At 66.1% G+C, this 25,873-nt stretch carries 19 protein-coding genes; 7 read left to right on the plus strand and 12 right to left on the minus strand.

Annotated features, from left to right (window positions below; translation table 11 throughout):
- Positions 1-32: 32 nt before the first annotated feature.
- Both uca and atzF read left to right on the plus strand, forming a co-directional pair.
- Positions 33-3,632, plus strand: coding sequence for an urea carboxylase (uca, locus tag FHR73_RS06170; RefSeq protein ID WP_183630028.1), 3,600 nt, complete (start codon positions 33-35; stop codon positions 3,630-3,632).
- Positions 3,633-3,643: 11 nt separating this feature from the next.
- Positions 3,644-5,446, plus strand: coding sequence for an allophanate hydrolase (gene atzF, locus FHR73_RS06175; protein ID WP_183630029.1), 1,803 nt, complete (start codon positions 3,644-3,646; stop codon positions 5,444-5,446).
- Between the two features lie 53 nt (positions 5,447-5,499).
- Here the strand turns inward: atzF and FHR73_RS06180 are convergent, their stop codons facing one another.
- The 9 genes from FHR73_RS06180 to urtA form a co-directional block, all read right to left on the minus strand.
- On the minus strand, positions 5,500-6,534 hold the full coding sequence (locus FHR73_RS06180; RefSeq protein ID WP_183630030.1) for an AAA family ATPase: 1,035 nt from the start codon (positions 6,532-6,534) through the stop codon (positions 5,500-5,502).
- A gap of 24 nt (positions 6,535-6,558) precedes the next feature.
- On the minus strand, positions 6,559-7,602 hold the full coding sequence (locus FHR73_RS06185; RefSeq protein ID WP_183630031.1) for an aliphatic amidase: 1,044 nt from the start codon (positions 7,600-7,602) through the stop codon (positions 6,559-6,561).
- A gap of 33 nt (positions 7,603-7,635) precedes the next feature.
- Positions 7,636-7,983 carry a zinc ribbon domain-containing protein gene (locus FHR73_RS06190; RefSeq protein ID WP_183630032.1) on the minus strand — a complete coding sequence of 116 codons (348 nt, stop codon included), beginning with the start codon at positions 7,981-7,983 and terminating at the stop codon, positions 7,636-7,638.
- A gap of 48 nt (positions 7,984-8,031) precedes the next feature.
- Complete coding sequence (fmdA, locus tag FHR73_RS06195) at positions 8,032-9,261, minus strand: formamidase (protein WP_183630033.1); 1,230 nt, start codon at positions 9,259-9,261, stop codon at positions 8,032-8,034.
- 187 nt (positions 9,262-9,448) lie between these two features.
- The gene (gene urtE, locus FHR73_RS06200) at positions 9,449-10,138 is read right to left on the minus strand and encodes an urea ABC transporter ATP-binding subunit UrtE (protein WP_183630034.1); all 690 of its coding nucleotides are present in this window, start codon (positions 10,136-10,138) and stop codon (positions 9,449-9,451) included.
- Positions 10,139-10,188: 50 nt separating this feature from the next.
- Positions 10,189-10,953 carry an urea ABC transporter ATP-binding protein UrtD gene (urtD, locus tag FHR73_RS06205; RefSeq protein ID WP_183630035.1) on the minus strand — a complete coding sequence of 255 codons (765 nt, stop codon included), beginning with the start codon at positions 10,951-10,953 and terminating at the stop codon, positions 10,189-10,191.
- A complete protein-coding gene (gene urtC, locus FHR73_RS06210) occupies positions 10,950-12,113 on the minus strand; it encodes an urea ABC transporter permease subunit UrtC (RefSeq protein ID WP_183630036.1) in 1,164 nt (387 codons plus the stop codon). Before urtC ends, urtD begins: the two co-directional genes overlap by 4 nt.
- Positions 12,114-12,123: 10 nt before the next feature.
- Complete coding sequence (urtB, locus tag FHR73_RS06215) at positions 12,124-13,041, minus strand: urea ABC transporter permease subunit UrtB (RefSeq protein WP_017640174.1); 918 nt, start codon at positions 13,039-13,041, stop codon at positions 12,124-12,126.
- A 63-nt stretch (positions 13,042-13,104) separates the two neighbouring features.
- Positions 13,105-14,349, minus strand: a complete 1,245-nt coding sequence (urtA, locus tag FHR73_RS06220; RefSeq protein WP_183630037.1) for an urea ABC transporter substrate-binding protein — start codon at positions 14,347-14,349, stop codon at positions 13,105-13,107.
- Positions 14,350-14,644: 295 nt separating this feature from the next.
- Between urtA and FHR73_RS06225 the strand changes: the two genes are divergently transcribed.
- From FHR73_RS06225 to FHR73_RS06245, 5 genes are all read left to right on the plus strand, one after another.
- Positions 14,645-18,040: an ATP-binding protein gene (locus FHR73_RS06225; protein ID WP_183630038.1), complete on the plus strand. Its 3,396-nt coding sequence runs from the start codon at positions 14,645-14,647 to the stop codon at positions 18,038-18,040.
- Positions 18,037-18,693 carry a response regulator transcription factor gene (locus tag FHR73_RS06230; protein ID WP_183630039.1) on the plus strand — a complete coding sequence of 219 codons (657 nt, stop codon included), beginning with the start codon at positions 18,037-18,039 and terminating at the stop codon, positions 18,691-18,693. Before FHR73_RS06225 ends, FHR73_RS06230 begins: the two co-directional genes overlap by 4 nt.
- A gap of 483 nt (positions 18,694-19,176) precedes the next feature.
- Positions 19,177-20,229, plus strand: a complete 1,053-nt coding sequence (locus FHR73_RS06235) for an ABC transporter substrate-binding protein (protein ID WP_183630040.1) — start codon at positions 19,177-19,179, stop codon at positions 20,227-20,229.
- A 15-nt stretch (positions 20,230-20,244) separates the two neighbouring features.
- Positions 20,245-21,174 (plus strand): ABC transporter permease, encoded by a 930-nt coding sequence (locus FHR73_RS06240; RefSeq protein WP_183630041.1) that lies wholly within the window; start codon positions 20,245-20,247, stop codon positions 21,172-21,174.
- A complete protein-coding gene (locus FHR73_RS06245; protein WP_183630042.1) occupies positions 21,174-21,968 on the plus strand; it encodes an ABC transporter permease in 795 nt (264 codons plus the stop codon). The genes FHR73_RS06240 and FHR73_RS06245 overlap by 1 nt, the downstream gene beginning before the upstream one ends.
- Before the next feature lie 253 nt (positions 21,969-22,221).
- Here the strand turns inward: FHR73_RS06245 and FHR73_RS06250 are convergent, their stop codons facing one another.
- From FHR73_RS06250 to FHR73_RS06260, 3 genes are all read right to left on the minus strand, one after another.
- Positions 22,222-23,310 carry an ABC transporter ATP-binding protein gene (locus FHR73_RS06250; protein ID WP_183630043.1) on the minus strand — a complete coding sequence of 363 codons (1,089 nt, stop codon included), beginning with the start codon at positions 23,308-23,310 and terminating at the stop codon, positions 22,222-22,224.
- A 157-nt stretch (positions 23,311-23,467) separates the two neighbouring features.
- Complete coding sequence (locus FHR73_RS06255) at positions 23,468-24,751, minus strand: FAD-binding oxidoreductase (protein WP_183630044.1); 1,284 nt, start codon at positions 24,749-24,751, stop codon at positions 23,468-23,470.
- Positions 24,752-24,824: 73 nt separating this feature from the next.
- On the minus strand, positions 24,825-25,541 hold the full coding sequence (locus tag FHR73_RS06260) for an HAD-IA family hydrolase (RefSeq protein ID WP_183630045.1): 717 nt from the start codon (positions 25,539-25,541) through the stop codon (positions 24,825-24,827).
- Positions 25,542-25,873: the final 332 nt, after the last annotated feature.

The raw sequence follows: 25,873 nt of genomic DNA on the forward strand, positions 1-25,873 counted from the left end.
GGGACGGCCCGCCGCCTTCGAGGACGCCTCGAATGTTCACCACCCTGCTCATCGCCAACCGTGGCGCCATCAGCTGCCGCATCCAGCGCACCCTGCGCGACCTCGGCGTCGCCGCTGTCGCCGTCTACAGCGAAGCCGATCGCGCCAGCCGCCATGTCAGCGAAGCCGACCAGGCCTTCAGCCTGGGCGAAGGCGCCGCCGCGGCCACCTACCTGGACACCGCCAAGCTGCTCGAGGTCGCGCGCCAGAGTGGCGCCCAGGCCATCCACCCCGGTTATGGCTTCCTTTCCGAGAACGCCGCCTTCGCCGAAGCCTGCGAAGCCGCCGGCATCGCCTTCGTCGGTCCCACCCCCGAGCAACTGCGCACCTTTGGACTCAAGCACACGGCGCGGGCCCTGGCGCGCGCCCAGGGCGTGCCGCTGCTGGAGGGCACCGAGCTGCTGGAGACCCTGGACGCGGCCCTGGCGGCCGCGCATGAGATCGGTTATCCGGTGATGCTCAAGAGCACCGCCGGTGGTGGCGGCATTGGCATGCGCGTGTGCCGCACGGACACCGAACTCGCCGAGGCCTTCGACGCCGTGCGCCGGCTGGGCCAGAACAACTTCAGCGACGCCGGCGTCTTCCTGGAGAAATACATCGAGCGGGCGCGGCACCTGGAGGTGCAGGTGTTCGGCGATGGTCAGGGCGAGGTCCTGGCGCTGGGTGTGCGCGATTGCTCGGTGCAACGCCGCAACCAGAAGGTGCTGGAGGAAACCCCGGCGCCCAACCTGCCGGCCGGCATGGCCGAGGCGCTCTGCGCCGCCGCGCTGGAGCTGGCGCGCGCGGTAAGCTATCGCAGCGCCGGTACCGTGGAGTTCGTCTACGACAGCGCCGCCGACCGCTTCTATTTTCTCGAGGTGAACACCCGGCTGCAGGTCGAGCACGGCGTCACCGAGCAGGTCTGGGGCGTGGACCTGGTGCGCTGGATGATCGAACTGGCCGCCGGCGACCTGCCACCACTGGCCGAGCTGGCCAAGGAGCTTCGCCCCCAGGGGCATGCCATCCAGGCGCGACTTTATGCGGAAGACCCGGGTCGCGACTTCCAGCCCAGTCCGGGCCTGCTGACCCAGGTCGACTTCCCACCGGCGGAGGGCCGGGCGCTGCGCCTGGACACCTGGGTCGAGGCCGGCTGCGAAATCCCGCCCTATTTCGATCCCCTGGTGGCCAAGGTCATCGCCTGGGCACCTGACCGCGACGCCGCCCGACAGCGTCTCGACCAGGCCCTGGCCGCGACCCGCCTCTATGGCGTGGAAACCAATGGCGACTACCTGCGGCAGATCCTGGCCGCCACGCCCTTCGCCTCCGGCCAGCCCTGGACCCGCTGCCTGGAAGGCCTGACCTACCAGGCCACCACCCTGGAGGTGCTCAGCGCCGGCACCCAGACCACGGTGCAGGACGCCCCCGGGCGCCTCGGCTACTGGTCGGTGGGCATTCCCCCTTCCGGCCCCATGGACGACCGCGCCCTGCGCCTGGGCAATCGCCTGCTCGGCAACGACGGCCGCGCGGCCGCCCTGGAAATCACCCTGGCCGGTCCCACCCTGAGATTCAACACCGAGGCCGTGGTGGCGGTTACCGGCGCGGCGCTGCCGATCCTGCTGGATGACCAGCCCCAGGCCATGGACAGCGTCTTTCGCGTGCCTGCCGGTGCCCTCCTGCACCTGGGCGCCATCACCGGCGCCGGCGCCCGCAGCTATCTCTGCCTGAGAGGCGGCCTGGACCTGCCCGAGTACCTAGGCAGTCGCAGCACCTTCACCCTTGGCCAGTTCGGCGGTCACGGTGGCCGCGCCCTGCGCGCCGGCGACGTGCTGCACCTGCACCCGCTGACCGACGCGCATGCGGAGGCCCGGCTACCCGTCGCACTGACCACCCAACTGGCCGAGACCCGCACCCTGCGCGTCATCTATGGCCCCCATGGCGCGCCGGACTATTTCAGCCCGGCCTATCTGGACCTCTTTCTCGCCACCGACTGGGAGGTGCATTTCAATTCCAGTCGTACCGGCGTGCGCCTGATCGGGCCCAAGCCGGAATGGACCCGCGAAGACGGTGGCGAAGCCGGCCTGCACCCCTCCAACATCCATGACAATCCCTATGCGGTCGGCGCCGTGGACTTCACCGGCGACATGCCGGTCATCCTCGGCCCGGACGGCCCCAGCCTGGGCGGCTTCGTCTGCCCGGTCACGGTGATCGAAGCCGATCTCTGGCAACTGGGCCAGCTCAAGGCCGGTGACCGGCTGCGCTTCCTGCCGGTGGACCTGGCCACCGCGCGGCGCATGCAACAGGCACGCCTGGCCGAGGAAAGCAGCTTGCAGCCGCAGGCGGAGATCGCCATCACGCCCGAGCGCGGCGATCCCGTGGTGCTGGACCTGGGCCAGGGCGCCGAGCGCCTGGTGGCGCGGCTGTCCGGGGATACCCATCTGCTGCTGGAGATCGGCCCAGCGGAGCTGGACCTGGCCCTGCGCTTCCGCGGCCATGGCCTGATGCAGGCACTGGCCGCCCTGGCGCTGCCGGGGCTGTGCGAGCTCACCCCCGGCATCCGTTCGCTGCAGGTGCACTATCAGCCCGAGGCGCTGCCCCTGACGGAGCTGCTGGCGGCGGTCAGTCGCTGCTGGCAGGCGCTGGGCGATGCCCAGGACCTGCGGGTGCCCTCGCGCATCGTCCACCTGCCGCTGTCCTGGGACGATCCGGCCTGCCGCCTGGCCATCGAGAAATACACCACCACGGTGCGCAAGGACGCGCCCTGGTGCCCGAGCAACCTGGAGTTCATCCGCCGGGTGAATGATCTGGACTCGCTGGAGGCGGTGAAGCGCATCGTCTTCGACGCCAGCTACCTGGTGATGGGCCTGGGCGATGTCTATCTGGGTGCCCCGGTGGCCACCCCACTAGATCCGCGCCACCGGCTGGTCACCACCAAGTACAACCCGGCGCGCACCTGGACCGCGGAAAACTCGGTGGGCATCGGTGGCGCCTATCTCTGCGTCTATGGCATGGAAGGCCCCGGCGGCTACCAGTTCGTCGGGCGCACCCTGCAGATGTGGAATCGCTATCGCGAGGTCGAGGCCTTCCACGGCCAGCCCTATCTGCTGCGCTTCTTCGATCAGATCCGCTTCTACGAAGTCTCGGCGGAAGAATTGCTGCGCATCCGTGCCGACTTCCCCCTGGGTCGCGTGCCGCTGCGCATCGAAGAGAGCGAATTGTCCCTGGCTGACTATCAGGCCTTCCTGGCCCGTGAAGCCGAGGGCATCGCTACCTTCCGCGGGCGCCAGCAGAGCGCCTTCGCCGCCGAGCGGCAGCGCTGGATCGATTCCGGCCAGGCGCATTTCGACAGCCAGGAGGCCGCCGTCGAAGCCACCGAAGATGCGCCTCTCGCCAGCCACCAGCTGGCCCTGGAAAGTCCGGTGGCCGGCAATCTCTGGCAGACCCAGGTGCAGCCGGGCGACCAGGTGGAAGCCGGCCAGCCGCTGCTGGTCCTGGAGTCCATGAAGATGGAAATTCCGTTGCTCGCCCCGTGCAGCGGCCGGATCCACGACCTGCAGGTCCAGCCCGGCTCGCCGATCCGCGCCGGCCAGCGCCTGCTGGTCATCGACAAGACGTGAAGGAAGCCACCATGACATTCGATCTGCGCCTCGACACCCTGAGCGTCGCCTATGCCGCCGGAACCCGGACCCCGCGCGCGCTCATCGCCGAACTGCGCGAACAGGCCGCGGCCCTCAATCCCGAGTACCGGCTGTTCATCCACCTGCTGACCCTGGCCGAGCTGGAGCCCTATCTCGCCGCCCTGGACGACCGCGATCCCGCCGAGTTGCCGCTCTATGGAGTCCCCTTCGCCATCAAGGACAATATCGACCTCGCCGGCATCCCCACCACGGCGGCCTGCCCGGCCTACGCCTATGTGCCCGAGCGCTCGGCGACCCTGGTGGAGCAGCTGATCGCCCTGGGCGCCGTGCCCCTGGGTAAGTGCAATCTCGACCAGTTCGCCACCGGCCTCAACGGCACCCGTTCGCCCTATGGCGCCTGCCGCAACAGCGTCCACCCGGACTATCCTTCCGGCGGCTCCAGTGCCGGCTCGGCCCTGGCCGTGGCCCTGGGCGTCGCCAGCTTCGCCCTGGGCACCGACACCGCTGGTTCCGGGCGCGTGCCCGCGGGGCTGAACAACCTGGTGGGCCTCAAGGGCAGCAAGGGGCTGCTCTCCACCGCCGGCGTGGTGCCCGCCTGCCAGACCCTGGACTGCGTGACCTTCTTTACCGCCACGGCGGCCGAAGCCAGCACGCTGCTGGCGCTCACCGCCCGCCTCGATCCGCGTGATCCCTACAGCCGCACCAATCCGCAGTGGAACGACGCCAGCGCCTTCGGCCGCCCGCGGCCGTTCCGCTTCGGCGTCCCGACCCAGCTGGAATTCCTCGGTTGCCCGGAAAGCCCGGCGCTGTTCGCAGCGGCCAAGGCGCGCCTGGAGGCCCTGGGTGGCGAAGCCGTGCCGCTGGATCTTGCGCCCTTCCTGGAAGCCGCGCGCCTGCTCTATGAGGGTCCCTGGGTGGCCGAGCGCTACAGCGTGGCCGGCGCCCTGATCGAGGCCGAGCCGGACGCGGTGCTGCCGGTGATCCGCGCCGTGCTGGACAAGGCGCCCGGCACCACGGCAGTGGACGCCTTTCGCGCCGGCTATCGCCTGCAGGCGCTGAAAGCCCGGTGCGATGCCCTGCTGGCCGAATTGGATTGCGTGCTCACCCCCACCTATCCGCGACCGGTGACCCTGGCCGAACTGGCCGCCGAACCGGTCGCCCGCAACGCCGACCTGGGCTACTACACCAACTTCATGAACCTGCTGGACTACGCCGCGGTGGCCGTGCCGGCCGGTGTCATAGCCAATGGCCTGCCCTGGGGCGTGACGCTGTTCGGCCGGGTCTTCACCGACCAGTACCTGCTAAGCCTGGCCGCGGCCCTGCAGGAAGCCCAGGGTCTACCCCTGGTCGGCGGCGCCCTGCCGCACGCCAGCCTGCCGGCGCGGCCCGCCCGCCATGACCGTGCCCGCCTGGTGGTCTGCGGTGCCCACCTGCAGGGGCTGCCCCTCAACGGCCAGTTGCTCGCCCGTGGCGGCCGACGCCTCGTCCTGACCCGGAGTGCACCGCACTATCGTCTCCATGCCCTGGCCGGCGGTCCGCCGCTCCGTCCCGGCATTGTCCGAGTCGCCGAAGACGGCGCCGCCATCGAGGTGGAAGTCTGGGAGCTGCCCAGCAGCGAACTGGGCAGCTTTCTCACCGGCATCCCCGCCCCGCTCGGCCTGGGCAAGGTGGAACTGGCCGACGGCAGCTGGGAAACCGGCTTCATCTGCGAGCCCTATGGCCTGGCCGGCGCCGAGGACATCACCGCCCACGGAGGGTGGCGGGCGTGGCTGGCCAGTCGCAGCGCCCACTAGCGCAGCCCCAGGCTCGGGAACCCGGATCGGGTCCCGAGCCCCATGGGAAGCCATCAGCCGGCGTCTGCCTCACGCACCACCAGACGCCCGCCCTCCTGGACCGCCAGCAGCCGAATAGCCATTGGCTGCGCCAGCAGACAGTCCGCCACTGCCGGCTCCAATAGCCGGCGCAGGCGGCGGACCAGATCGCGAGCGCCGAAGCGAGCATCGTGATCACGCGTCAGGAAGGCCCTGGCACTGTCGTGCAGTTCCAGGCTTTTTCCCCGGCGGCCCAGGCGCTGATTGAGCTTGTCCAGTTCGATGGCGAGCAGCCCGGGTAGCCAGTCCTGGTCGATGCGCTCGAAGGCCAGGATCCGCTCGATACGATTGAGAAATTCCGGATCGAAGTGCGCGTGCAGCGCCTCTTCCAGGATAGGTCCGGGATCCGCCGACAGCCTGAGCCAGCGACGCCAGCCGCGCGCGAAGCGGACACGCTGCTGCTGGACGGCGCGGGCGCCCAGGTTGCTGGTCATGAAGATGAGGCTGTTGCGAAAGTCCAGGCGCTTGCTGCCGGCGCTGAGCACCAGCTGGCCGCTGTCGAGCACGTTCAACAGGGTACGGATGACCTGGCGATCGGCCTTTTCCAGCTCGTCGAACAGCACGATGCCGGGGCGGCCGTAGCTGCCGGCGATGGCTTCGGCATCGAACAGCGTGGTGCCTTCCTTGCTGCCCACATAGCCGGGCGGCGCGCCGGCCAGGGCCGCGGCGTAGTGCTCCTGGGCCAGGGTATTCATGTCGATGCGGCACAGGGCATCCGCCCGACCATGGATGGCCTGGGCCAGCAGACGCACGATCTCGGTCTTGCCGACCCCGGTGGGGCCGAGGAACAGACTGACGCCGAGGGGCCTTTCCGGATCACCGATGTCGGCCTTGACCACCTTGAGCAGGGCCTCTACCTCGTCGAGTACCCTGGCCTGGCCAAGGATGCGCGCTCGCAGCACGGCCATGACCGCTGCCGGCTCGAACAGGAAGCGCGAGGGCAAGGGCGCCTGCGCCTCGCGGGCGAGCTGGCCACGGTTATGCTCGATCAGGTCATTGACGAAGGGCATGGCCCGCTCCTCGCGCCGCCGGCGCTAACCCAGCTGACGTTCCTGACGGGGATGCGGCAACTCGCCCACCGGGCAGTCCGCCACCCCGATGGTGGAGCGAGTCATCCGCTCGACGTCCGCCTGGGCCTTCTGCGCATCCAATACCCAGGTGCGGTAGAAGTCGAAGGGGCAATCGGCCACGCCCTTGTCGCCATCGCCGGAGTTGTAGACGCCGGTGTAGCCGCGGTGCAGCAGCTTGAACAGGTGATTCTGCGACTGATCGTTGGCGCGCGCGTCGCGAATCTGCGAGACCGACAGCTGGGCGTACTGGATACCCATTTCCTCCTCGCCGCACTCGCCCAGGGTACGGCCATCGAAACCGATCAGCGCCGAATGGCCAAAGTAGCTGTACACCCCGTCGAAGCCGGTGGCGTTGGCCACCGCCACATAGCAGTTGTTGGCCCAAGCCATGGTCTTGGCCATCAGCACCTGCTGCTCCTTGGCCGGGTACATGTAGCCCTGGCAGCGCACGATCAGCTCGGCGCCCTTCATGGCGCAGTCGCGCCAGATCTCCGGGTAGTTGCCGTCGTCGCAGATGATCAGGCTGATCTTCAAGCCCTTGGGGCCCTCGCTGACATAGGTGCGGTCACCGGGATACCAGCCCTCGATGGGGCACCAGGGAATACACTTGCGATACTTCTGCACGATCTCGCCCTGGTCGTTGATCAGCACCAGGGTGTTGTAGGGCGCCTTGTGCGGATGCTCCTCGTGGCGTTCGCCGGTGAGGGAAAAGATCCCCCAGGTCCTGGACTCGCGGCAGGCCGCGGCGAAGATCGCCGTCTCCTCGCCGGGGATGGTCGCGGCAGTGGCCATCATCTCGTCGCGGTCATACATGATCCCCATGGTGCTGTACTCGGGGAAGACCACCAGATCCATGCCCGGCAGGCCAAGCTTCATGCCCTTGATCATCGCGGCGATCTGCTGGGCGTTGGTTAGCACCTCCGCCTTGCTGTGCAGGCGGGGCATCCGGTAGTTGACGACAGCGACGCCGACGGTATCGGGGCTGCTGGAAATATCGCCATGGCGCATGGAGTTGCTCCTTCGAAAGGGCTGGACCGGGGATCAGTGGCTGATCATCCAGGGGCGGGTTGACGGATTGGTCTTCAGGCCCTGGGGATTGGCCTTGCTGCGCGCCGCCGGCTTGCTTGGCGCGCAGCAGCTGCAACCGGCGCCATGACTGCGTCTGGCTTGGTATTCCGCCAGGGACTGAGGCGCGTGGCGCGAACGCTCGTTGGTCTCGTGGGCGCGACGCGCGCCGCCCGCCAGGGTCGCCAGGCCAGGGGCACTGAGGATCACCCGGGGGCTGGGCGTGGCGCAGACGGGACAGCTGCCGGGATCGTCGCGCTGGGCCATGGGCCGCAGCAGGGTGAAATCCCCGCAGTCGGGACAGTCGTATTCGTAGATCGGCATGACGGGCTCCTGGCGGCGGGGCACGGCCGGTGGCCGCACCCGGACCACTCACTTGTCGTAGGCGATGGGCATGTCGATGCTGCCGTCCAGGTAGCGGGTCGGTCCGGCGGCAGTGGGGTTGATGTCGAATTCGAAGATGTCCGTCGGCAGCCAGAGGGTGGCGCAGGCGTTGGGAATGTCGACCACCCCGCTGATGTGGCCCTGCACCGGCGCCGAGCCCAGCAGCGAATAGCCCTGGGCACCGCTGTAGCCGAATTTCTTCAGGTACTCGATGGCATTCAGACAGGCCTGCTGGTACGCCAGGTTGACGTCCAGGTAGTGCTGCTTGCCGGCATCGTCCACCGAGATGCCTTCGAAGATCAGGAAATTGTTGTAGGTGGGCACGATGGGGCTGGGCTTGAAGATGGGATTCTTGATGCCGTACTTGGCCATGCCGCCCTTGATCAGCTCGACCTTCATGTGCACCCAGCCGGCCATCTCGATGGCGCCGCAAAAGGTGATCTCGCCGTCGCCCTGGCTGAAGTGCAGGTCACCCACGGAGAGGCCAGCCCCTTCCACATACACGGGGAAGAAGATCTTCGAGCCGCGCGACAGGTCCTTGATGTCGCAGTTGCCGCCATGCTCTCGGGGCGGCACGGTGCGCGCGCCGGTAGCGGCTGCCGCGTCGCGGGCCGCGCCGGTGAGCTTGCCCATGTGGGCGGTGGCGGCGAACGGCGGATTGGCCAGGGGCGGTACCCGGGTCGGGTTGCTGTCGATCAGCTCCTGCTCGCGGGTATTCCAGTTGGCCAGCAACTTGGGGTCCGGCAGGCAGCCGATCAGACCCGGGTGAATCAGACCGGCGAAGCGCACGCCCGGGATGTGGCGGCTCCTGGTGAACATGCCCTCGAAGTCCCAGATGGATTTCTGCGCCGAGGGAAAGTAATCGGTGAGAAAGCCGCCGCCGTTTTGCTTGGAAAAGAAGCCGTTGAAGCCCCACTGGGACTCGGCCTTGGCGCCGATGTCGAGCAGATCGACCACCAGCAGGTCGCCCGGCTCGGCGCCCTTCACGCCCACCGGTCCGGACAGGTAGTGCACGGTGGAGAGGTCGACATCGCGCACGTCGCTCGCATCGTCGTCGTTCTTGATCGCGCCACCGGTCCAGTCGTAGGTTTCCAGGATGAAGTCATCCCCCGGCTTGACCCAGCAGGCCATGGGGATGTCCGGATGCCAGCGGTTGTGGACGTTTTCGTTGTCGGTGGCGGCCTGGTTGAGGTCGACCTTGATCAGGGTGTCGGTCATCGCGCAGCTCCTGGCTGTTGGCGGTAGCGGGAGGGTTCCGGCTCAGTCTCGAGGCTGGGGTCGGGACTGCAAATACGTTGGATGACGTAGGCGCAAGCCCAGGCGGGACAAGGGGCAGCTGACGTTTCGCGGGCACGCGCGAAGCGGCCGCCGTGCTGCTGCAAGGCGGCCGCGCACAGCGCTGGGGTCAAACCGACAGATAGCGGCTGATGGTCGCCTCATCGACCTTGTCGCGGGTTTCCTCGACCACGAAGCGGCCCTTCTCGATCACCAGGAAGCGGTCGGCGATGTCGAGGGTGAAGGACAGCACCTGCTCGGAGACCACGATGGTCAGGTCACGCAGGGCGCGGATCTCCTTGAGGGTGCGGGCGATATCCTTGATGATCGAGGGCTGGATGCCCTCGGTCGGCTCATCCAGCAGCAACACCTTGGGATTGGTGGCCAGGGCGCGGGCGATAGCCAGTTGTTGCTGCTGGCCACCGGAGAGGTTGCCACCCTTGCGCTGGCGCATCTCGTGCAGCACGGGGAAGAGCGCATAGAGGTCGTCCGGTACCCGGCCCCGGGCCGAGGCCGGCAGGCCGGTCTGGATGTTTTCCAGCACCGTCATGTGGGAAAAAATCATCCGCCCTTGCGGCACATAGGCGATGCCGCGCTCGACGCGCTGATGGGTCTCCAGCCGGGAGACGTCCTGGCCGTCCACCGCCACGTGGCCGCTCCAGGCCGGCAGGATGCCCATCAGGCTGCGGAACAGGGTGCTCTTGCCCATGCCATTGCGGCCCATGACGGCGACGATTTCCTTGTGCGCAACGTCCAGGCTGAGGTCGTGGAGGATGCGGCTCTGACCGTAGCCGGAGGCGAGGTTCTGGATAGTGAACATGACCGGGATCTCCCGTGATCGACTGCAGGAAAAGGGCTGGAGGCGAAGGCTCAGTGCCCCAGGTACACCTCGATGACCTTGGGATTGCTCTGCACCGCCTCCATGCTGCCTTCGGCCAGCACCTTGCCCTGGTGCAGCACCGTGACCTTGTGGGCGATGCTCTTGACGAATTCCATGTCGTGCTCGATGACCAGCACCGAGCGTCCCTGACTGATGCGGTTGAGCAGCTCGGCGGTCTGGGATCGCTCGGACACGCTCATGCCCGCCACCGGCTCGTCGAGCATCAGCAGCTCCGGGTCCTGCATCAGCAGCATGCCGATCTCCAGCCACTGCTTCTGGCCGTGGGAGAGCAGATCGGCCTGCTGGTGCAGCAGGTCGGCGAGAAAGATCTCCGCGGCCACCGCCTGCACCCGCGCGACCACCGCCGCGCTGCGCTTGAAGAACAGCGCGCCGAACACCTTGCGGCCTTCGGGATAGGACATCTCCAGGTTCTCGAACACAGTGAGATTCTCGTAGATCGAGGGGTTCTGGAACTTGCGGCCGACACCCGCGCGAACGATGTCGAATTCCTTCATCCGGGTCAGTTCCCGACCGTTGAATTCGATGCTGCCGGCGGTCGCGCGGGTCTTGCCGCAGATCAAGTCCAGTACCGTGGTCTTGCCGGCGCCGTTGGGGCCGATCACCACGTGCACCTCGTTGCGATCGACATAGAGATTGAGGTCGTTCACCGCCTTGAAGCCATCGAAGGAGACGGTCAGGCCTTCGATGGCCAGTACCGGCTTGGCCAACTGGAAACCGACGGGACTGGTATTCATGGCGTGGTCTCCAGGCGGGAGGCTTTGGTTGCCGTGGGCGGCGCTGACGAGACGACCGGCGCACTCGCTGGCTGGCGTTTCAGGCGCGCCACCAGACGCTGGCCATGGCTCTTCCACAGACCGGCCAGGCCATTGGGGAAATAGAGGACGACCACGATGAAGAGCCCGCCCATCAGGTACAGCCAGAGCTCGGGGAAGGACTCGGAGAAGTAGGTCTTGCCGAAATTCACCAGCAGCGCGCCGTACACCGCGCCCAGCAAGGACAGCCGCCCGCCGACCGCGGCGAAGATGACCATCTCGATGGAGGGCACGATGCCGACGAAGGACGGCGACATGAAGCCCACCTGCAGAGCGAACATGGCGCCACCCACCGCGGAAAAGGCCGCGGCCAGGCAGAACACGAAGATCTTGAAGCTGGCCACGTCGTAGCCGGAGAAGCGCACCCGCTCCTCCTTGTCGCGCATGGCGACGAGCAGTCGGCCGAGCTTGGAGGCCAGCACGAAGCGGGCGAGCAGGATGCAGCCGAACAGTAGCGCCGCGTTGACGAAGTAGAGCACCACCTTGGCGCTGTCCGAACGGATGTCCCAGCCCAGCAGCGTCTTCAGGTCGGTGATGCCGTTGACCCCGCCGGTGAGGCCCTGCTGGCCGATGATGAGAATGGTCAGGATGGCGGCGATGGCCTGGGTGACGATGGAAAAGTACACGTCCCCTACCCGCCGCTTGAACATCGCCAGGCCGATGATGAAGGCCAGCAACACCGGGACCGCGATCACCGCAACCAGGGTAAAGCCGAAGCTGTGGAACGGCTGCCAGAGCCAGGGCAGTTCGGTGAGCTGGTTCCAGTCCATGAAGTCGGGGATGCCGGGCGTGGACTGGATCCGGGTGCTCTGCGGGTCCGAGGCCTCCAGTTTGAGGAACATCGCCATGCAATAGCCGCCGAGGCCGAAGAAGATGCCCTGCCCCAGGCTGAGGATGCCGCCATAGCCCCAGCAGAGCACCAGGCCGACCGCGACGAAGGCATAGGTCAGGTATTTGCCGACCATGCTCAGGCGGAAGATATCCAGGGTCAGCGGAAACACCAGCAGGATCAGCGCGGCCAGTACCAGCAGGCCGAAGGCGCCCTGCCGGCCACCGAGCAGGTTGTCGATTGCCTTGTTCATCGTGGACTCCCTACTTGCGGACTTTTGCCGAGAACAGCCCCTGGGGCCGCAGCATCAGGATGAGGATCACCGCCGACAGGGTCAGCACCTTGGCCATGGAACCGGACAGGAAGAATTCCAGCAGCGACTGCGCCTGGGCGATGCCGAAGGCCGAGGCGATGGTGCCGAGCAGGCTGGCTGCGCCACCAAAGACCACCACCAGGAAGGTATCGACGATGTACAGCGAGCCCGAGGTCGGACCGATGGAGCCGATGGTGGTGAAGGCCGCGCCCGCCACCCCGGCCACGCCGCAGCCCAGGGCGAAGGTCAGGCGATCCACGCGGCGGGTATTGATGCCCACGGCGCGGGCCATCACCCGGTTCTGCATGGTGGCGCGCACCTGCAGCCCCCAGCGCGAGCGGTACAGCATGAAGAACAGGGTCAGGGTCAGCAGCGCGGTCACGACCATGACGAAAAGGCCGTTCTTGGGAATGTCGATGCTCGCGGTCGGACTCCAGGAGCCCATGATCCATTCCGGCAGTTCGGCGCTGACCTCGCGGGCGCCGAAGACCGAGCGAAACACCTGCTGCAGGATCAGCGACAGGCCCCAGGTGGCCAGCAGGGTGTCCAGCGGCCGCTGGTAGAGCCGGCTGATCATCGCCCACTCCACCAGCCAGCCGATGGCGCCGGCGACGAAGAACGCCAGGATCAGGGCGAAAAAGAAGTAATAGGGCTGCAAGGCCGGAAACAGGTGCAGGGTCAGCGAAGACATCACGTAGGTGGTGTAGGCCCCCACGGTGAGAAATTCGCCATGGGCCATGTTGATCACACCCATCTGCCCGAAGATGATCGCCAGCCCAAGCGCCATCAGCAGCAACACGCAGAATACCGAAAGGCCGTTGAAGCCCTGCATCACGGCGATCGCGCCGAAGTCGGATAAGCTTTCCATGGAGATCTCCCCGCGAAGGTGGACGGAGGCGTCGGTCAGGCGACGCCTCCGGTCAGGCAAGGCTTACTGGTAGCCTTTGGGGAAAGGGTTTGGCTCGATCAGATCGGCGGATTCATGGACCACCTTGAAGGTGCCATCCGGCTGGATCTGGGCGATGCGCGAGCGACTCCAGAGGTGATGGTTCTCGTGGACCTTCACATAGCCTTCCGGCGCCGTTTTCAGCTCCAGGCCCGGAGACGCCGCGACCACCTTGTCGACATCGAAGCTGCCCGCCTTCTCCACCGCCATCTTCCACAGCCAGGGACCGAGATAGGCCGCCTGGGTGACGTCGCCCACCACCGCATCCTTGCCGTACTTGGCCTTGAAGGCCTCGACGAAGGTCTTGTTGTTGGGATTGTCCAGGGTCTGGAAGTACTTCATCGAGGAGTAGAAGCCGGCCATGTTCTCGCCGCCGATGCCCAGCATCTCATCCTCGGTCACCGAGAGGGTCAGCAGGTTCTGCTTGGCCGAGGTGATCCCAGCCGCCTTGAGCTGCTTGTAGAAGGCGACGTTGGACCCCCCGACCACCGCGGCAAAGACCACATCGGGCTTTTTCAGCTTGATCTTGTTGGTCAGGGAGCCGAACTGGGTGCCGCCCAGCGGGTAGTACTCCTCCCCCACCACCTCGCCATGCAGCACGTTCTCGATGTGCTTGCGGGCGATCTTCATCGAGGTCCGCGGCCAGATGTAGTCCGAGCCCACCAGGTAGAAGGTCTTGGCGCCCTTCTCCTTGGCCAGCCAGTCCAGCGCCGAGAGGATCTGCTGAGTGGCTTCCTGGCCGGTGTAGAAGACGTTCTTCGACTGTTCAAGGCCCTCGTAGAAGGTCGGGTAGTAGAGCAGGCCGTTGTCCTTCTCGAAGATTGGCAGCACCGCCTTGCGCGAGGCCGAGGTCCAGCAGCCGAACACCGCCGCGACCTTGTCGGCCTCCAGCAGCTTCTTGGCCTTTTCGGCGAAGGTCGGCCAGTCGGAGGCGCCGTCTTCCTGGATGATCTTGACCTGCCGCCCGAGGACGCCGCCCTGGGCATTGATCTGCTCGATGGCCAGCCGCTCGGCCTGGATGGCCCCGGTCTCGGAGATGGCCATGGTGCCGGTGGCGGAATGCAACTGGCCGACGGTGACGGTGGTATCGGTCACGGCCAGGCCGGTGGTATTGGCGGCGTCCGCCATCACGCCCTGACTGAACACGCTGGCTGCCAACAGGGACAATGCCGCGGCGCCCAGTGCCAGGCGTCGCGGAAGACTGGATTTCACGCCCGCTGATCTGTGCATCTTGTCGCTCCTCTAGGTGATGTGCCGGTCGCCCCCAGGGACCGGGACTGCGGCTTGCGCTGCGGAGCAAGGATGGGCTGGGACAGCCGGCGCGGAACATACGCAGGATGACGTAACGGCCTACGTCATCTGACGTACAGCCCGCTGCAACGCCCTGAGGCATGCTCTGTCCGTGGCGCGCCCGCGCGGGGCACGCCAAGCCGGGCAGACAGTGGCCACGGAGAGGCAGGCCGCCAGGACGCCCGAGGCATGGAACTTGCCTCAACACCGCCACGCAGACCCCAGGAGCCCTGCCGTGCAGCAGACCGGGACGCAACGCATCGCCAAGATCCGCAGGGACTACAACAGCTGGGTGGCCGACGAGACGCTGGAAGACTACGCCCTGCGCTACACGCCCCGGTCGTTTCGCAAGTGGTCGGAATTCCGCATCGCCAATACCGCCCTGGCCGCGGTGTCCTTTCTGGCCCTGGAGGCCATCGGCGGCGCCCTGGCGATCAGCTATGGCTTCACCAATACCCTCTGGGCGGTACTGGCGGCGAGCCTGGTGATCTTTCTCACCGCGCTGCCGATCAGCTACTACGCGGCGCGCTACGGGGTGGACATGGACCTGCTGACCCGAGGTGCCGGCTTCGGCTACATCGGCTCGACCATCACCTCGCTGATCTACGCCAGCTTCACCTTCCTGTTCTTCGCCCTGGAAGCGGCGATCATGGCGCTGGCCCTGGAACTGTACTTCCGCATTCCGCTGGCCCTGGCCTATGTCATCTGCTCGATCATCGTCATCCCGCTGGTGACCTATGGCATCACCCTGATCAATCGCCTGCAGCTCTGGAGCCAGCCGCTCTGGCTGATCCTGCTGCTGCTGCCCTATGCCTTCGTCATTGCCAGGAATCCCGGAGCCCTGGCGGACTGGACCACCTTCGCCGGTCGCGAGGGCGAGGCCGGGGCCTTCAACCTGCTGTCCTTCAGCGCCGCCTGTACCGTGGCCCTGGCCCTGGTGACCCAGGTGGGCGAGCAGGTCGACTACCTGCGCTTTCTGCCGGAAAAGACCGCGCAGAACCGCCGGCGCTGGTGGGCCGCGCTGCTGATCGCCGGTCCCGGCTGGATAGTGCCTGGCGCCCTGAAGATGCTGGCCGGCGCCTTTCTGGCCTTTCTCGCCCTGCAGCACGAGATTCCCCTGGAGCGCGCCGCCGAGCCCACCCAGATGTACCTGGTCGCCTTCGGCTACGTGTTCGCCTCGCCCGGCTGGGCCATGGGGGCCATGGTGCTGTTCGTTATCGTCAGCCAGGTCAAGATCAACCTGACCAATGCCTATGCCGGCTCGCTGGCCTGGTCCAACTTCTTCGCCCGGGTCACCCACAGCCACCCGGGCCGGGTGGTCTGGCTGGTGTTCAACGTGCTGATCGCCCTGATGCTGATGGAGCTGGGGGTGTTCGAGGCCATCCAGGAGGTGCTCGGGCTCTATGCCAACATCGCCATCGCCTGGATCGGCGCCGTGGTCGCCGACCTGGTGATCAACAAGCCACTGGGGCTGTCACCCCGGCACATAGAATTCAAGCGGGCGCACCTCTACGACATCAACCCGGTCGGCGTCGGCGCCATGCTGCTCGCCTCGCTGCTGTCCGGTCTGGCCCATGCGGGGCTGTTCGGCGCCCTGGCCCAGGCCGCCTCGCCCCTGGTATCCCTGGTCTCCGCGCTGATCTGCGCGCCGCTGCTGGCCTGGCTCACCCGGGGTCGCTACTACATCGCCCGGACCAGTGTGCTGAAATTGCTGCATCCCGCGCAGGTCCATCTGGAATGCGTACTCTGCACCAACGCCTTCGAGCGCGAAGACATCGCCTTCTGTCCTGCCTACGGCGCACCCATCTGCTCGCTCTGCTGCGCCCTGGATGCGCGCTGTGGCGATCTCTGCAAGCCCAGGGCGCGCCTCGCCGAGCAGGTCGACACCCTGCTGCGCTGGCTGCTGCCGAACACCTCGGTGCCGCGCCTGCATACCCGCCTGGCGCACTACCTGGGCGTGCTGCTGGTCATGGTCGGGCTGATGTTCTGCGCCCTGGCGCTGATCTACAGTCAGGTCTCCCAGGGGCTGCAGGTCGATGAACGCCACCTGTTGTATCAGGGCTTCTTCAAGGCCTTCATGGTGCTCACGCTGTTTGCCGGCGCCCTGGCCTGGTGGGTGGTGCTGACCCGCGAGAGCCGCCACGTGGCGCTCGAGGAATCGAACCGGCAGACCGCGCTGCTGATGCAGGAGATCGAGGCACACCGCAAGACCGACGAAGCCCTGCAGCGCGCCAAGGAGGCTTCCGAAGCTGCCAACGCGGCCAAGAGCCGCTACGTCACGGGCTTGTCCCACGAATTGCGCACGCCGCTGAACAGCATCCTCGGCTACACCCAGATCCTGCAGCGCGATCCGGCCAGCAGCGGCCGTCAGCTGGACGCCCTGGCCACCATCTACCGCAATGGCTCGCACCTGCTCTCGCTGATCGACGGCCTGCTCGACGTGGCCCGGATCGAAGCGGGCAAGCTGCAGCTGGAACCCTCGGAAATCCCCTTTCCGGAATTTCTCGAACAGCTGCAGCAGATATTTACGCCCCAGGCCCAGGACAAGGGCCTGAGCTTTGTCCTCGAGGTCGAAGGACGCCTGCCCGCCGTGGTGCGCGGCGATGAAAAGCGGGTGCGGCAGATCCTCATCAATCTGCTCGGCAACGCCGTGCGCTACACCGACCAGGGTGGCGTGATCCTGGCGGTCACCTATGCGCGGGAAACCGCCACCTTCGAGGTCATCGACAGCGGCCTGGGCATCGCTGCGGAACAGCTGGAGCGGCTGTTCCAACCCTTCGAACGGGGCGATCCGCTGCGCCAGGACAACGGCCTGGGACTGGGCCTGACCATCACCCGCATGTTGGTGACGTTGATGGGCGGCGCCTTGGACGTGACCAGCACGCCCGGCCAGGGCACCCGCTTCGTGGTGCGCCTGTTCCTGTCCGAGGTGCGGGTGCCCCAGGCGCTGGTTCACGTCGAACACAGCATCAGCGGCTATCAGGGCCCACGGCGCCGGGTGCTGCTGGTGGACGACCACCTGGATCACCGCCGGGTGCTGGCCGGCATGCTCGAACCCCTGGGCTTCGAACTGGCAGAGGCCGCTAATGGCCAGGATGCCATCCGCCAGGTCGCCCTCTGGCAGCCGGACCTCATCCTCATGGATCTTTCCATGCCGCTGCTCGACGGGTTGGAGACCAGCGCGCTGATCCGCCGCAACGGCCTGTCCAAAGCGCCGATCATCGTCATTTCCGCCAATGCCTTCGCCGTCGATCGCGAACGCAGCACCGCGGCCGCCTGCGACGATTACCTGGCCAAGCCAGTCCATACGCCGCAGCTGCTGGAAAAGATCAGGACGCACCTGGATCTGACCTGGCTGGAGCGGATCGCCGAGCCGCCTGGCGTGCGATCGATGTCGCTCCAATCACCGAGCGTTGCCAATCTGGAAGCGTTACAGGAGCTGGGCGCGCTGGGCTATGTGAAAGGCATCCACGCCTGTCTGGATCGCATCGAGCGCGAAGAGCCGGCCAGCGCCGCCTATGTCGAAACGCTGCGCGCACTGGTGAAACGCTTTCAGCTCAACGACTTCAACCGCCGTCTCAAGGACGCCCTGCAGCCGACCGACCTGCCCCTGGAAGGAGAGAATCCATGACCGCCGCCCTACCGCCCAGTGTGGTGCTGATCGTCGATGACACGCCGGACAACCTCGCCCTGCTCTCCGACGCCCTGGACGCCAGCGGCTACATGGTACTGGTGGCCCTGGACGGCGCCAGTGCCCTGGAACGCATGCAGCGGCGCCGCCCGGACGTGGTGCTGCTGGACGCCATGATGCCCGGACTGGATGGCTTCGAGACCTGCCGGCGGATCAAGGCGCAGGCCGAACTCGCCGACATCCCGGTGCTGTTCATGACCGCACTGACCGAGACCGAGCACGTGGTGGAGGCCTTCGCCGCCGGCGGCATCGACTACGTGACCAAACCACTCAAGACCGATGAAGTCTTGGCACGGGTTGCGGCCCACCTGCGCACGGCGCGCGAACTCCAGGCGGCGCGCAGCCTGCCAGCAAGCCACCCGCACACCAGGACCGCGCTGGACCTGGCGCCGCTCAGCAGTCGCTACCAGCTGACCGGCCGCGAGGTCGAGGTGCTGCATTGGGTCGCCTGCGGCAAGACCAATCGCGACATCGGCGACATCCTCGGCCTCTCACCCCGCACGGTGAACAAGCACCTGGAACACGTCTACGTGAAACTCGGCGTGGAAACCCGTACCGCCGCGGCCACATTGGCCATTGCGGTGTGTCGGTAGAGGCAGCAGGGCCCGTTGGGAACCGGACATAGCGCCTCGTGTTACTCGGCCGTCTTGCCAAAGGCTGTCAGTTGCCGTTGAGGCGCTGACCCAGACCAGCAACGATCTAGGATATCCGCAGCTTGGACGACGCGCTGGTGCTGCGCCGTGGCCGTTACGACAGAACTGACCTCAGGGCGTTCGAGACATAGCGGCTCAGTCAGGCTGGGCACCGCAACGACCAGGCCACTGTCGATCGTCTGCAAGGCATCCCGCTCATCCGCGCTTCAGTTCCTTGACTCAAGGCATCGCCGAGCGACCTCCAAGCAATACATGTCGCCTGCCTCCCGCAAAACGGGAGATTGCGTTCCCGTGCCCGGGATTTCAGCGCATTCGTATTTAACAGAATCATTACAGTGACCTGAGGCGAGAACGCCCGCAGTGCGATCAGGGGATAACAAAGGTTCCGCCATTCTCAAGCTCTGCCTCTACGGGAGATGGACCATGTCTCACCTCAGCACACAGGTCACCGCGCTGGCCGTCGCCCTCGGGCTGGCAAGTCTTGCGACCGCCAGCGACGCGGAAGAGATCACCTTCGTTTCCCAGGGCGGGGCCTATCAGGACGCCCAGGCCAAGGCCATTCTGGAGCCGGCTGCGCACAACCTGGGCCTGACGCTGAAGCAGGACAGCTCGCCCAAGGCCTATCCGATCATCAAGACCCAGGTCGAAAGCGGGCGCGTCAGCTGGGACGTGGTCGATCTGCCTACCGGCGACTGCGTCCGCGGTCAGGCCGAAGGCCTGTTCGAGAAGCTGGATCCCCAGCTCATCCCGAACCTTGGCAAGCTGCCCGCCGAGCTGAAAGACGACTACATGGCCGGCTATATCAGCTATTCCACGGTGCTGGCCTACCGGACCGATGCCTTCGACGAGAAAAGCGCGCCCAAGACCTGGGCGGATTTCTGGAACACCAAGGATTTTCCCGGCGCCCGCGCCTTGCGCAATCTACCGCGCCCTACCCTGGAGATCGCCCTGCGCGCCGATGGCGTGCCGGCGGACAAGCTCTATCCGCTCGATGTCGATCGCGCCTTTAAAAAGCTGGAAGAGATCAAGCCGCACATCACCACCTGGTGGACCTCCGGTGGCCAGTCGGCGCAGCTCATCAGCGATGGCGAGGTGGACATGGTGCAGATCTGGAACGGTCGTGCCTCAGCCGTGCAGGCCGCCGGAGCGCCAGTGGCCTTCACCTACAACGACGGCATCCTGGAGACCAACTCTCTCTGCGTCCTGAAAGGCACCAAGCACCGGGACGCGGCGATGAAGTTCGTCAACGAGGCCATCAGCGCCAAGCTGCAGGCGGCCTTGCCGATGATCATCGACTACGGCCCGCTCAATCCGGAGGCCTTCACGACCGGCACCATCCCGGCGGCGCGGCAAGCCGTGCTGCCCTCCTCGCCGGAAAACCTGGCCAGGCAGGCGGTGCTCTCGGCCAAATGGTGGGCGTCGGCAGAGGGCGTGAAAGCCGAAGAACGCTGGCTGTCCTTCGTCCAGGCCAAATGAGCGGAGGGCCACGCCATGACCCCATTGACGACGATCCAGCCGCTGCCTGGCAACGCGGTGCCAGCATCGCCGCGGACGCTGTTCACCAGCCCGGCGATAACCCGGGAAGAGCGCCGCGAGCATCTGACGATGGTGCTCCTGCTGCTGCCCGCCCTGCTGATGGTGGTCGTGTTGCTGGTCCTGCCGCTGCTCTGGCTGGGCGTGCAATCCGTACAGGGTGAGGACGCCCTGTCGCTGGCCAACTACACCCGCATCTTCACCGAAGCCATCTACTGGGACACCTTTGGCACGACACTGCAGATCAGCGTCATCGTGACCGTCCTGTCCATCCTGCTGGGCTTTCCCGTCGCCTATGCCGCGGCCCGCACCCGCGGCCTGCTGTCGAGCGTCATCCTGCTCTGCGTCATCCTGCCTTTCTGGACCAGCGTACTGGTCCGCTCCTATGCCTGGCTGGTGCTCCTGCAGCGTCGCGGCGTGGTCAACCAGACGCTCATCGACCTGGGTGTCATCAGCCGACCCCTGGAGCTGGTGCACAATGCGACCGGCACCGTGATCGGCACCCTGCACGTCATGCTGCCCTTCATGGTGCTGCCGCTGTACTCGGTGATGAAGAAAATCCCCAACGACCTGCTGCTGGCGTCCGACAGCCTGGGCGCCCGGCCCTTCTACACCTTCCGCCGGGTATTCCTGCCCATGGCCGCACCAGGGGTTATGGCCGGCTCGATCCTGGTCTTCGTCATCTGCCTCGGCTTCTTCATCACTCCGGAACTGCTCGGCGGCGGACGCACCGTGCTGGTGTCGATGCTGGTCCAGCGCAACGTCGAGCTCTATCACGCCTGGGGCGCCGCCAGCGCAGTCGGCCTGACACTGCTGGCTGTGGTATTCCTCATCTTCTGGGCGGTGAACAAGGTGATTCCCATCGAACGTGTGCTGGGGGTGCGCTAATGAACATTCGCCAAGGTCTCAAGCCCTCGCGCTTGCTGTTCACCCTGCTGGTAGCGATGATCCTGCTGTATCTGGTGCTACCGATCCTGATCGTCGTGCCGATGTCGTTTTCCGAAGCACGCTTTCTGCAATTTCCGCCCAAGGCCTATTCGCTGACCTGGTACCAGGCCTTCTTCGACAGCCTGGAATGGATGTCGGCGGCCAAGGTGAGCTTCATCACCGCGCTGGCCACCACCGTGATCAGCCTGCCGATCGGCATCGCGGCCGCCTACGCCATCAGCAATTCGTCGCTGCGGATCATGCGGACGCTGCAGCTCATTCTGCTGCTGCCCATGATGGTGCCCATCATCCTGATCGCCGCGGGGGTGTTCTTCGTCTATGCGCGGGTAGGCATCATCAGCACGCTTGCCGGGCTGGTCCTGGCGCACATCATGCTGGCGCTTCCCTATGTGATCATTGCGGTGCTGGCCGGGCTGCGCAATTTCGACATGACCCAGGAAATGGTCGCGCGCAGCCTGGGCATGAACCGATTCCGCGCCTTCATGGCGGTCACGCTGCCGCAGATCAAGCCCAGCGTGGTCTCGGCCGCGCTGTTCGCTTTCATCACGTCGCTCGATGAAACCGTGGTGGCGCTGTTCATCTCGGGTGGCAGCAACGAGACCCTTACCAAGCGGATGTTCACTGCGCTGCGCGACGAGATCGACCCGACCATCGCCGCGATCAGCACCCTGCTGATCGCCATTACCCTGCTGATGGTGCTGATCGCCGGGCGTGGCGGCAAGGAACGGGCCTAGGCAAGGCACGCGGCCTCCAGACCGACTGGAGGCTGCGTGCTGCGACCGTCTGCGTCGCCGGCCTAGCGGGCTATCCGACAGGACCTTGGTAGACGCGCGCCGCCTTTGGCCTCCAGCCTGCGCTCGGCGTCCCTTTTGGTTTCCACTTCCCGTCCGACCCTGTCCAGCAGACAAACCCTTAGAGCGTCAGCCGACCAGCGAAGACCAGGCCCAGACAGCGTCCGGGACTGGATAGCGGCGCGATACGGCGGGTTCAGGCTGCCCGGGGTACCACGATGGTGTCTTCCGGGTGCAGGCGCAGCGACAACGGAGCGCCGATCTGCGGCAGGCGCAGATTGCCTTCGTGGTGGCTGGACTGGCGGAAGCTGATGCGCTGCTTGCCTTCGAGTTCGACGAAGATCTTCAGGCTTTCGCCCTGGAAGACGATGTCGGTCACTAGACCACGCAGTCGGTTCCAGTCGCCGCCCGCCGTCTCGCTGTCCAGCAGTAACTTCTCGGCCTGGACGGCCAGGAAGAGATCTCCGGAGGGCGGGACGGGACGTGCCGTACGCAGCGGCGTCTGGCCCAACAGCAATTCGCCGCCATTACCCCGGGCCAGCGGCACCAGGGTGCTTTCGCCGATGAAGCTGGCGACGAAATCGTCGCCCGGATGATCGTGCAGGCGCCGTGGGGTGTCCACCTGGACCAGCCGGCCGCCCTTCATCACGGCGATGCGATCGCTCATGGTCAGGGCTTCACGCTGGTCGTGGGTGACATAGACCATGGTGGCACCCAGGCGCTTGTGCAGGGCCCGCAATTCAATCTGCATGACGTCCCGCAGCTGCTTGTCCAGCGCGGACAGGGGTTCGTCCATGAGGATCAGCCTGGGCTCGAAGACGATGGCCCGGGCCAGCGCCACCCGCTGGCGCTGGCCACCGGACAGCGCAGCGATATCGCGGTCTTCGTAGCCTTTCAGTTCGACCGTGGCCAGGGCGCGCAACGAACGCTCGCGGGCACTGGCCGCCTTCTCCCCGCGCGCCTTGAGCGGAAAGGCGACGTTTTCCAGCACGTTCATGTGCGGGAACAGCGCATAGTTCTGGAACACCACGCCGATGTCACGGCGGTGCGGCGGCATCAGGGTGACGTCGCGCTCCCCGAAGAGGATCCGGCCGGAGCTCACGCGGTTGAAGCCGCCGAGGATGCTGAGCAAGGTGGTCTTGCCGGAACCGGATGGGCCGAGCAATGACATGAATTCGCCCGCCTCGACCTTGAGGTCGACGTTGTCCAGTGCCCTGAGGGTGCCGTAGTGCTTGCATACCCGGTCGATGGTGACGGACTCGAAGCCTTCGTTGAAGCCCTGCATGATTCCTCCTGCGGCCTAGGAGCCGTGAGCCGGTGACGCTGTCATCTGACCATAGGGCCTGCTCGCGGAAATGCTCTTTTGCGCCCTGACCCCATCGCTTCATGCTGTTCTGCAGGGGACCACGCACAGATTCTGTGCTGCCAGCAGCGCCCGGCGATCAGCGTCCGATCACATCCAGAAATTGCTGCCAGCCGGCAGCCAGGCGGACGCCCGGCGCGCGAAAGGCATGCAGGGGAATCGGGCGGAAGCCCTCGGCCACCATCAGGCCGAATTCGGGCTTTTGTCCCAGACTGAGGGCGGCGACCTGCTGGCCCAGATAGGTCGAGAGCGCGACGCCTCCGCCGTTATAGCCAACGGCATAGAACTGACCGTCGTCCAGGCGGCCGGCATGGGGTAGATAGTCCAGGGTCATGGCGACCAGACCGGACCAGCGATGGTCGATGCGAACATCGGCCAGCAATGGAAACACCGTGCCCAGGCTGCGCTGCAGATCGCGGAAGGCGGCTGCCGAATCGGTATTGCCAAAGGCGCCGCGCCCGCCAAAGATCACGCGGTCGCCGACTCGGCGAAACCAGCGCAGCATCCGCTTGGTATCACCGCAAACCTGGCCGCCCGGCAGGACCTGGGCGAGCACTTCCGGCGCCAGCGGTTCGGTGGCGATGATGGCGCTGCGAAAGGGAATCAGCCGGCGGTGCAGGCTGGCGGTCGCCGGCGTCTGACTGGAGTAGCCGTTGGTGGCGTAGATCACCTGTCGGGCCAGCAGGCTGCCCGCCGGCGTGCTCAGGCGAAAGCCGCTGTCCTCCCGCTGTACCTGGGTGACCGGGCTGTGCTCGAACAGCCGGCCTTCGCGCTCGAGCAGCGTGCGCGCCAGGCCTCGTGCATAGTTGAGCGGATGGAGACCACCGGCCTTCGGTGTCAACAGCCCGCCATGGTAGAGCGTCGAACCGGTCAGTTCACGGACCTCCTCCCGGGAGATCATCACCGAGGATGTACCGCCGGTTTCGCGACTGATCCAGTCGGCGGTGCTCCGCAGCCCTGCCAGGGCATGCTCGGTATGGGCAGCGGCAATGTGCCCACTCAGCTGCAACTGGGCCTCGTGCAGGCCCAGGCGTTCGATGTTTTCCGTCAGGGCATCGATGGCGGCATAACCCAATCGGTACATCTGCAGGGCCGCGTCACGACCGTGCCGGGCCATCATCCCGGCGAAGCTGGCGCGAAACTTGGGCGATACCACGCCGCCATTGCGACCACTGGCCCCCCAGGCCAGGCTGTTCGCCTCCAGCACTACCGGCGCCTGACCGGCCTGCACGAGGTGGTGTGCCGCTGCCAGACCGGTGAAGCCACCCCCCACGATAGCCACATCGCAGCGGTGATCGCCTTGCAGCGACGAAACGTTCGGCGCGGGTACCGCCGTGGCGTTCCAGAGGGAGTCGGGAATCATCGCAGCCTCTGCCAGGAGAGAAAGGGACAGCGTGCCCGCAAGGCCGTCAGCGCCGACCAGGCGAGCGAGGCGATCAGGCCGAGCGGCTCGAAAGCTCCGCGTCAACGGCGTCTGCCAGTTGCGCCAGCGAGCGGAAGTGATGGGTCGGCTCGGTGCGCTCGGATTCAAGGGTGCCGCCGGTGCCCTGCTTGTCGAAGCGCCGCTCGATCCAGCAGGTTGGGTAACCCAGGCGCATGGCGACGCCAATATCGTGATACTGACTCTGGGCGGTGTGGATGATGTCTTCGAACAGGATACCGTCGGCCGACAGGGCGCCCCGGACGAAGGCGAAGTACTGGGGATCGGGTTTCTCGTAGCGCGAGTCGTCGATGGTGAATTCGTGATCGAAGGGGTTCTCCAGGGTCTTGGCCATGAAGTCCAATGCCCAGCGCTGGGCATTGGTCATGGCTACCAGCTTGAAGTGCTTGCGCAGGCGCTTGAGGGCCTCTACCGAATCCGCGAAGGCCGGCCACTCCCTTACCGACTGGGCCAGCCCCTTGGCGTGCGCCTCGCTGTCCGGCAGGCCGAGCTGCGCGGCCATGAGGTGGTAGCAGCGCTCGAGGTCGTCCGGAAACCAGCCTGCCTCCTTATGGGCGCGGGCATAGCGGTACGCCTGCAGGATATCGTCGTCGCTGTGCGCCTCGCCGGCTTCGCCACTGACCTTGCGTACGTGGTTGAGGATGCCGGCTTCGAAATCGATGAGCGTGCCGACGACATCGAATGTCATGGCTTTGAAGGGGCGGAAGGACATGGACGAATCTCCTGCGCTGGGCGATGTGAAGTGCCCTCAGTATCCGCGTGCGGGGTTCTGCAGTTGTGTCGTTTTGCGCGGGAGACGGAACACAATCCACTGTTTCGAGGCGCTCGTCCGTCCTAATGTGGCGCCGTCAATCCGAACCGCCGCTACCCTCACGGGCATCCCTTGCGCGCGACCGTCCATGAGGACTGTTCATGCTGGCCTGAACAATGGCCGCTATGCGTCCTGGGCCCTGGCTGCTATCTATGTTGCCCAGCCTCGATAGCACGCCCTTTGCTGGCGAGCCAAGGCAGTACTCCCCACCTGGATGATAGAAACACCCGCAA

Origin of the sequence: Pseudomonas sp. AS2.8, assembly GCF_014190935.1 — a bacterium.
Lineage (GTDB): Bacteria > Pseudomonadota > Gammaproteobacteria > Pseudomonadales > Pseudomonadaceae > Chryseomonas.